Source organism: Myxococcus sp. CA039A, from assembly GCF_013336645.1.
Taxonomy (GTDB): domain Bacteria; phylum Myxococcota; class Myxococcia; order Myxococcales; family Myxococcaceae; genus Myxococcus; species Myxococcus llanfairpwllgwyngyllgogerychwyrndrobwllllantysiliogogogochensis.
Genome location: NZ_JABUMQ010000002.1, coordinates 82,334 through 91,309, shown reverse-complemented (window position 1 = coordinate 91,309; position 8,976 = coordinate 82,334). Strand labels below are relative to the sequence as shown.

The window sequence follows — 8,976 nt, the reverse complement described above, 5'->3', positions numbered from 1 at the left end:
GGCGAGGGGACGGTCGACGACTACGGGGTGGCGCTGCTGAGCCGAGCGCTGGCCCTGACGGCGACGGGGGCACCAGCGGGGGCCTACGAGGCGGCCCAGCGCGAGGGGTACTTCGGTTTGAAGACCCTGTCGCGGAGTTTTGAGGACACGCGCCCGGTTGATGTGTGGGCGCTGGATGGGCTGGCTCGGGCGGTGACCCAGCAAGCCAATCGGAAGTGAACGGACGGGACAACGCGTGCAAGACCTTCTCACCAACCTGCTCGGCGACTCACAGGGTTTCATCGCCTATGCCACCGTCTTTGGCATCCTCGTGGCCTGCGGCCTGGGGGTTCCCCTGCCGGAGGACATCTCGCTCATCCTGGGCGGCTTCCTGGCGCACAAGGGCGCCGCGAGCCTCCCGGTGATGATGGCGGTGGGCTTCGCCGGCATCCTCGTGGGTGACAGCCTCATCTTCTTCGCCGGCCGTCGGCTGGGCGGAAAGCTGGGGCGCAACGGCGATGGCAAGGGCGGAGGCTTCTTCGCGCGCATCGTCACGGCGGAGAAGCGCGCGCGGGTGGAAGGGCTCTTCGAGCGCCACGGACAGAAGATTGTCTGCATCGCGCGCTTCATGCCGGGCGTGCGCGCCGTGACGTACTTCACCGCGGGCTCGGTGGGCATGTCCTACTGGCGCTTCATCTTCTGGGATGGGCTGGCCGCGCTCCTGTCCGCGCCCATCTTCGTGTGGCTCGGCTTCCACTTCGGCGGCGAGCTGGACATGCTCATCTCCAAGTTCAAGGAAGGCCAGTACGCCGTCATGGGCGTGCTCGCGGTGGCTGGCATCGGCTACTTCCTGTGGCGACGCAGCCGCGCGGCGGCGAAGAAGCAGCAGGAGAGCCTGGCTCCCAACTCGCCCGTGTCGACTCCGTCGCTCTCCTCCAACGAGTCCTCGCCCCCGAGCGCGTCTCGCAACAACGTGAAGGGCGGCTCCGAGCCGCTGTTCAAGGTGAGCTCCACCTCCTCGGAGAAGTCGCCGGTGGTGGACTCCTCGCGCGAGCTGATGAAGCACTGACGACGCGCGTGACTCGCCCGTCACGTGCGCACGTTCGTCATTTGAGCTCATAGGAGCCGCGAGGCTCCCTGAGTCCATGGCAGGCAGGCGCGAACGGGCTGGCGACGCAGTGCGGCGACTGTTAGTCCCTCGCGCGAGTTCAGCGCGGCGGACCATGGCAGACACGACAGTGCAGGGCCCCACCCGGATGGGGTTGTTTCGGCTGACCTGGCCGATCTTCCTGGAGCTCCTCCTCTTCATGATGATGGGGACGGCGGACACGCTGATGCTCAGCGGTGTGTCCGACGACGCGGTCTCCGCTGTCGGCGTCGTCAATCAGTACCTGTTCATCTGCATCCTCATCATGGAGGTGGTGAGCAACGGCGCCTCCGTCGTGGTGTCCCAGTACCTGGGTGCGCGACGTTCGGAGGAGGCCGCGCGCATCTCCGCGGTGGCCATCACCCTGAACCTGTTGCTTGGCGTAACGGTGAGCGCGGGGCTCCTGCTGTTCGGCGATGCGCTGCTGCTGCGGATGAACCTGCACGGCATCGTGTTGGAGCACGCGCGCACGTACATGGGAATCGCCGGAGGGTTCATCTTCCTCCAGGCGCTCATCAACGTCTGCTCCAGCCTGATTCGCACCTACGGCTTCACGCGCGAGTCGATGTTCATCGCGCTGGGGATGAATGCGCTGCACGTGGGCGGCAATGCGCTGCTCATCTTCGGGCTGCTTGGCGTTCCCCGACTGGAAGTGGCCGGCGCGGCCCTGTCCACGGTGGGAAGCCGCGCGGTGGCGCTCGTCGTGTTCGCCTGGCTCCTGTACCGGGTGATGGACGTGAAGATGCGGGCGCGCGACTACGTGACGTTCTCCCGCGACACGCTCCGGAAGATCCTCCGGGTGGGGATTCCCTCCGCCGTGGAGCAGGGCACGTACCAGTCCTGCCAGGCGGTGTTCCTCTACTACGTGACGTTCCTGGGGCCCACGGCGCTGGCCTCGCGGCAGTACGCGAATGCCATTTCCCAGTACATCTTCCTGTTCAGCCTCGCTGTCGGCATGGGCACGGCCATCATCGTGGGCCGGCTGGTGGGCGCGGGGCAGGTCGACGAGGCGTACCGCCGGGTGCTCCAGAGCCTGAAGTGGGCGGTGGCCATCACCTTCGTCGTGGACGTGGCGGCCATCCTGGTCCGCGCGCCGCTGGTGGGGTTGTTCACCCATGACGGCGACATCGTCCGGCTCACGTCCCAGGTCATCGTCCTGGGGCTCCTGCTGGAGACGGGGCGCTCCTTCAATCTGGTCTTGGTGAACGCGCTGCGGTCCGCGGGGGATGCTCCCTTCACCGTCTACATGGGCTTCTTGTCCATGGTCTGCATGAGCCTGCCGCTGGGCTACGTCCTGGTCTTCAAGCTGAACCTGGGGCTCGCGGGCGTGTGGCTGGCCGTCGCCGCCGATGAGTGGCTGCGGGGCATCTCCATGTGGATTCGGTGGAAGAGCCGCGCGTGGGAGCAGAAGTCCCTGGTCGACCCGGTGGAGGCGCCCGCCGTGGTGGCCGTCGTGAGCGCGTAGCCTTCAGTCATCTCAAAGACCTGGCGTGCGCGGCGGGGGCTTGCTCCAGGCCTGGTGGCATGAAGTGAGCAAGGCCCGCCTGGACTTGCTCATGCCCCACGCATCTCCAAGTTGATGCGGAGCTGACTTCTGGACATCCGCAGGGGAGGCGTTCGGTATGGGGCTTCAAGGCATTGGTTCGAAGAAGCGGCTGCTTTCGCTGGTGCTCTGCGCGGGCGGACTGGTGAGTGGTTTGTCGCCCGCGCTCGCGGCACCAGGGCAGGCAGCCGCGGGTCCCCAGGATGCGCCCGCGGTCGACCCCAACGCCATCAAGGCCTTGGAGGAGATGGGCGGCTTCCTGAGGAGCTTGCCTGCATTCGCGATCACGGCGGAGACGACCACGGACGAGGTCCTGGACAGTGGTCAGAAGATCCAGCTGTCCTCGGAAGCAGAGCTCCGCGCGCGCCGCCCCGACAAGCTCAGGGTCGACATCAAGTCTGACCGGAAGCAGCGCCAGTTCTTCTATGACGGGAAGACCTTCACGGTGAATGGCCCGAAGGGCGGTTACTACGCCTCGTTCGATGCTCCTCCCACGCTGGCGCAGACCATCGCCACCGCCGAGCATCGCTACGGTGTCGAGATTCCATTGGTCGACCTCTTCTACTGGGGGACGGACAAGAGCGGCATCAAGGACATCCAGTCGGCTATCGACGTGGGGCCCGCCACCATCGACGGCGTGGAGACCGAGCAGTACGCCTTCAAGCAGCAAGGCGTGGACTGGCAGGTCTGGATCGAGAAGGGGGACAAGCCCCTGCCTCGGAAGCTCGTCATCACGAACACCCAGGACCCCACGCAGCCTCAGCACGTCGCGGTCCTCGATTGGAACCTGAAGCCCAACGTCGGCAACGCGGTGTTCGCGTTCAACCCCCCGAAGGGCTCCCACCGGATTCAATTCGATGCAGGCCCGTCGAATCCCGGAAGAAGCCCGTGAGCCAGGAGCCTGAACCCATGAGCCCCCATTCATTCCTGAAGTCCCTCGCGGTCGTCCTTGGCTTCGGACTGCTCGCAGGAAGCGCCGAGGCGCGTGCGGTCCGCACCACGACGAGGACTCACGTCAATTCCAACGTCAATCGGGATGTCGACGTGCACCGCGACATCGACGTGGATGTCGACCGGAACTATCACCCGGTCGCGACGGCCGCCGCCGTGACGGCGACCGCCACTGTCACAGCGGCGGCCATTGGCTCAGTGGCCCGCTCGCTTCCTCCGGCGTGTTCAACGGCCGTGGTCAGCGGCGTCACGTACCAGAACTGCGAAGGCACCTGGTACCAGCCTCGCTACTCCGGTACCGAGGTCTCCTACGTCGTGGTGAACCCGCCCAGGTGAGCCGCGAGCCCGGTGGATGGGGCAGGGCGGTGGACTAGAGTCGCTTCCCATGAAGCGACTCCTCCCCGTCTGCCTCATGGTCCTCGTGGGCTGTGCCACCACGAAAGCACGTCCGCCCGAATACGCGACGTTCATCCAGAACGACTACACCGCGGCGATCGCCCAGGCCCGCGCCGAGCACAAGCCGCTCTTCGTCGACTTCGGCGCGGTGTGGTGTCCGCCCTGTCGGACCATGGAGGCCCAGGTCTTCGCCGCGCCAGACTTCATCGCGAAGGCGAAGGACTATGTCCTGCTCGCGGTGGACGTGGATGACCCCATCAATGAGCCGCTCCTCGAGCGCTTCCCGGTGGACAACCTGCCCACGTTGCTGGTGCTCGACTCCGAGACGGAGACTCCCGCGGTGCGCTGGATGGGAGGCGCGGCGCTGGAGGATGTCCTGGCGTTGCTCGACGATGCGCGGCGCGCGCTGAGCGCCCAGGTGTCGGGGCCGGAGCTGCTGCTGCTCGAGGGCGACCGCGCCCATGCCCGGAGGGAGCACGAACTGGCCGCGCGGAAGTATCAGGAGGCGGTGGAGCAGGGCCCCAGGGATTGGATCCGTCGCACCCGGGCGGTGGAGTCCGCGCTCAATGCACTGTGGAACGCGGAGGCCTTCCAGGCCTGCGCGGAGTACGCGGTGAGGACCGTCCCCAGCCTCGACGAGGAGGGGCAAGCGGGCCCGGCGAGCACCGGCTATTCGTGCGCGAGCTACGCCAACGAACCCAAGCCCTGGGCCGCGCCGGCCATGAAGGCGCTGGAGGTCTACTTCGAGAAGGCCTTCGAGCAGGCCCAGAAGCACGGCACGAAGAGCCAGACCTGGCTCTACGACTCCATGGCGGACCTGCTCGCGGCGAGGGGCGACAAGGAGGGCGCCCGGAAGCTCTCCGAGGAGTACTACGCGAAGGTGCTCGCGTACCGCGCCGAGGAGACCACCGCGCGGGGCAGGGCAGCGTGGGACTCGCAGCTCTACAGCGCCGCCGAGTTGAGCGGGCACCTGGCGGACACCCTCGAACTCTTCGTCCAGACGGAGCGCGAGCTCCCGGACGACTTCTCCGCCAGTACACGGGTGGCCGCGAACCTCCGAGAGCTCGGCCGCTATGACGAGGCGCTCGCCGCGACGGACCGTGCGCTGAAGCGGGCCCAGGGCGGCCGACGGTTGGCGGTCTGGCTGAGTCGGGCGCGGACGCTGGAGCGGGCGGGACGCGAGGACGAGGCGCGCAAGGACCTGGAGACGGCGCTCGCGGAGGCGGAGCGGCTGCCCAGGATGCAGCGGGAGTTCTCCCAGTACGCGGTGGACGCGGTGCGCGCCGCGCTGTCCTCGCTCCCAGGCGCGAAGTGAGTACCGCTATTCCAACAAGGGCCTGTCGGTCGTAAACGCGGGCCAGGTGAGCTCCCTGCTGGTCTCGCGCGACGTGAGCTTCATTGGCTTCGGCTCAGCTACATCATCGTCCGCAACTGATTCAACGGGTGGGTTGGCCCTCGCTCCAGGGCCAACCCGCATCCCCCACCCAGGAGGAGCGAATCGTGTCCGTGCTCCAGCATGGGCGCATCCTGGAATAGGTCCAGGCGACTGGAGCGCCCCTATCGTCAGCGCGTGCGGCAGACTGAACGGGTGCTGCCGTCCATGCTCGATATGACCGTGGAGATCCGCATCCACGGTACCGACCTCATTTCCCGGGATGCCAGCACCCGCCCGTTCCTCCTCGGGCAGCGGGCCTTCACCGCAGGACAGGCTCAGGACAGCGCAGGCGCCAAGAAGAACACTTCTCCAGTCACAATCACTGTTCATCGGGTTTCTCCTTGTCCGGGTGCCGCATTCCCTGTGAGTCATTTCCCTCCGAATCGAACGGTCGGAGGCTTCGACGCCGAGCGACGAGCGGCCTGTCCCGCTCGGGACTTGAGGGGACAGGCCGGTGGGAAGCGACTACAGCTCTGTCGTGAACTGCACGCGCGACTTGCAGGGGTGCGTGCCCTGGGCCACGTCGTCGAAGTCGATCATGTTGCCGCTCGGGTCCTTCGGGTAGCCGGTGCCTCCCCACGGAGCGCCCGAGTTGAACCGGGTGACTCCGCCCGCCGTGGTGTACAAGGGGTAGCCGGCCGAGGCGGCGGGCGTGGAGGAGATGTCCAGGTTCTTCGCGCAGTTCGTGGGAGCGCCGGCCGGGAACGTGATTCCCACCTCCTGCAAGGCGTTCGCGCGGATGTTGTAGAGCACGATGAAGGGCGACGCCTGGGACATCGTGTCGGTGCGCGGCATGAGCGTGCCCGCAGCGTTGGGCAGCTTCAGGCTGAACTGGACGGTGCCCGTCGTGCCGAAGCAGGTCTCCGGGAAACCCACGAGTTCGATAATGGTGCAGGCGGGCTCGCGCTTCTCGATGTCCGCGTTCCACATGCCCAGCCCGCCCGTGCTGATGGGGACGGCGCCGGAGATGCTGCTCGTGCCCTGCATGGTGAAGGTGGTGCCCGTTGGGCCGAACTGCATGCTGGCGGACTTCTCCTCCCACTTGCCCGTCGTCTCGTTGAACTTCCACATCGCGAGTCGACAGGTGCCGTCGGAGACACACGCCGGCATGCTACCCACCTGCGTGGGCACGGGGATGAAGCCCGTCGCGGTGGCACCCGTCGCCAGGTTGAGGGCCGCGCCGCTGGCATCGGTGGCGCCCACGAAGACGGCGCCCACGGACTCGAGCGCGACCTGCTGCCCGCTGGAGTTCACCGCCGTGAAGTCGCCAGGCATGCGCATCGGGTCATAACTCGCGACGGTGATGCTGACCGGGCCCGTGGCCGGCACGCCGCTGGCGTTGACGAGCGTGTTCGCCTTCAGGTTCACCTTCACGCCGCTGGGCGTGGTCACCGTGCTGTCCACCGTCGGGCTGACGGTCTGCACGAAGCCCGTCTCAAGGGTGTGGTTGAGGCTCGTCTTGCTCGCCGAATAGAACTCGGTCGCCGAGGCCAGTCCGTTCTTCCGGAGGGTGAGGACGTAGCCGTTGGCCGACGCCACGACGGACATGAAGTACCGGCCGGTGGTGTCCGTGGTCCGGGAGATTCCGTTGATGACCACCGTGACGCCCGCCTGCACGGCGCCCGCCGAGTTGCGCACCGTGCCCGAGAAGACGGCCGACGTGGCGAGGTCCGCGTTAGCCTCCCGCGTCTCATCGCCCACGGCCTTCGAGTCCTCCAGCGCTCCGCAGCCAGTCGCAAGCAGCGCGGGCACGACGAAGATGCTGCACAGACGTCTCAGATTCATGGCAAGCCTCCATGCTGGGTTTGAACAGACACGAATCCACCGCGCCCCCGTCGTCTCCGGAGGCGCCCCGCCCTGACTGGCCGCGACTACTGGATGTTGAGGGTGAGGGTGCCGCACCGCGTCCGGTAGCCATCCACGACGATGCGAAGCTGCCGTCCCGCCGAGAGCGTCACGGCGACGGACGACTGGAACGTGCTGGCGTTCACGTCGTCGTTGCATCCGAGCGCCGCGCCGGTGTTCGCGTCGAAGAGGGACAGCACGGTGTCGAAGGAGGAGCCCGTCGTCGACACGGTGAAGGTGCCGGACGAGGGCGCCGTCCAGGTGAAGCTCCGGTCTGGCGCGGTGCTGCCGGCGCTGCACGCGGGCGTGGAATCGTTGGTGGCGGTGCACGTGTCCGCCTGCACCAGCCCCGAGCCCAGGCTGCTCCCCAGGTCGCTCCCCACGTCGGGCGAATACAGGTCGGCCGTCGCGAGATGGCCGCTGCCACCGGTTCCGCCCGTCACCAGGACCTTCCCATTGGCGAGCAGGGTCGCGGTGTGCTCACCGCGGGGGCTGCTCATCACGCCGGCGCTCGTCCAGGTGTTGGTCGCCGGTGCGTAGAGCTCGGCGCTGTCCCGGCTATAGGCCCCCGCCGCCAGGACCTGACCGTTCGCGAGCACGGTCGCGGTGTGCATGTAGCGACCGATTCCCATGGGCGCCACCGGGGCCCAGGTGTTGGTCGCAGGGTCGAATGCATCCACACTGGGCGGCAGGCCCGTTCCGCTGTTTCCCCCCACCGCCAGCACCTTGCCGGTGGGGAGGACCGCAAGGGGGAACAGCGCTCGGGCCGTGCTCATGGAGCCCACGGACGACCAGGAGTTGGTCGCCGGGTTGTACACCTCGGCGCTGGACCAGAAGGGAGTCCCCCCGCTGTAGCCCCCCGCCACCAGCACCCTTCCATCCTCCAGCAGGGCCGCGCTGTGCTGCTTGCGGGCGCTGCTCATGGAAGGCACGGCCGTCCAGATGTTGGTCGCCGGGTCGTACAGCTCGGCCGCGTTCGTCGACGAATTGACGGGAGCGCCCCCGGCGACCAGCACCTTCCCGTTCTGCAGCCGGACCGCCGTATGGAAGGCGCGCGGGCTGATCATGGAGGCCACGTCCGTCCACGAGTTGGTCGCCGGGTTGTACAGCTCGGCCTGGGCCAGGGTGCCGGTGGGGCTCTCTCCTCCCGTGACGAGCACCCTACCGTCCTGCAACAGGGTGGCGGTATGGGCCCGGCGTCCACGGAGCAGGGTGCCGGCCGATGTCCACGTGTTGGTCGAGGGGTTGTACTGCTCGGCGGCGGTCGGGAAGTTCCAGGTCGTCGTGATGTAGAAGCCGCCTGCCACCAGCACATTGCCATTCGCCAGCCGGGTCGCGCTGTGGAGCGACCGGAGACCCAACATCGGCGCCGCAGGCGACCAACCCGCTGCCCAGGCCCCACTCCACGCCACGCTGGCGATGAGCAGGGAAATGATGAAGGCCATGCGGCTGGAAAGGTTTTTGTTCACTGACATGCGCACCCCCGTTCACGGATGGTGTGCTAATTATCACTTATTCATGGATTGCAGCTAGGTAATTACTATCGTGGATTCCACGTATGGCGTTGCTGAGAGGCAGCGACATCGTCTCATCCTGGAACCCGTGGGTCACCGTGTGGGCGTGAAGCACCAACATGTCCGGCGAGATCGGAAACGGCCGCCCGGAGGGTAATCCATCACT

General features: G+C 67.1%; 7 protein-coding genes and 1 pseudogene. 6 read left to right on the top strand and 2 right to left on the bottom strand.

Annotated features, from left to right (window positions below; genetic code table 11):
- The 6 genes and pseudogenes from HR086_RS47925 to HR086_RS00560 all read left to right on the top strand — a co-directional run.
- Positions 1 to 219: pseudogene (locus HR086_RS47925) on the top strand (hypothetical protein); the annotation flags it as partial.
- A 16-nt stretch (positions 220 to 235) separates the two neighbouring features.
- Positions 236 to 1,048, top strand: a complete 813-nt coding sequence (locus tag HR086_RS00580; protein WP_174464536.1) for a DedA family protein — start codon at positions 236 to 238, stop codon at positions 1,046 to 1,048.
- 154 nt (positions 1,049 to 1,202) lie between these two features.
- Positions 1,203 to 2,591, top strand: coding sequence for an MATE family efflux transporter (locus HR086_RS00575; protein WP_174455541.1), 1,389 nt, complete (start codon positions 1,203 to 1,205; stop codon positions 2,589 to 2,591).
- Between the two features lie 157 nt (positions 2,592 to 2,748).
- Entirely contained in the window at positions 2,749 to 3,561 is an 813-nt protein-coding gene (locus HR086_RS00570) for a DUF2092 domain-containing protein (protein WP_174464535.1), read from the top strand.
- Between the two features lie 17 nt (positions 3,562 to 3,578).
- The gene (locus tag HR086_RS00565) at positions 3,579 to 3,956 is read left to right on the top strand and encodes a hypothetical protein (RefSeq protein ID WP_141641109.1); all 378 of its coding nucleotides are present in this window, start codon (positions 3,579 to 3,581) and stop codon (positions 3,954 to 3,956) included.
- Between the two features lie 49 nt (positions 3,957 to 4,005).
- Positions 4,006 to 5,331 (top strand): tetratricopeptide repeat protein, encoded by a 1,326-nt coding sequence (locus tag HR086_RS00560; RefSeq protein ID WP_174464534.1) that lies wholly within the window; start codon positions 4,006 to 4,008, stop codon positions 5,329 to 5,331.
- A 585-nt stretch (positions 5,332 to 5,916) separates the two neighbouring features.
- Here HR086_RS00560 and HR086_RS00555 read toward each other — a convergent pair.
- Complete coding sequence (locus HR086_RS00555; RefSeq protein ID WP_174464533.1) at positions 5,917 to 7,236, bottom strand: carboxypeptidase-like regulatory domain-containing protein; 1,320 nt, start codon at positions 7,234 to 7,236, stop codon at positions 5,917 to 5,919.
- An 86-nt stretch (positions 7,237 to 7,322) separates the two neighbouring features.
- On the bottom strand, positions 7,323 to 8,741 hold the full coding sequence (locus HR086_RS00550) for a kelch repeat-containing protein (RefSeq protein WP_174464532.1): 1,419 nt from the start codon (positions 8,739 to 8,741) through the stop codon (positions 7,323 to 7,325).
- Between the last annotated feature and the right edge of the window lie 235 nt (positions 8,742 to 8,976).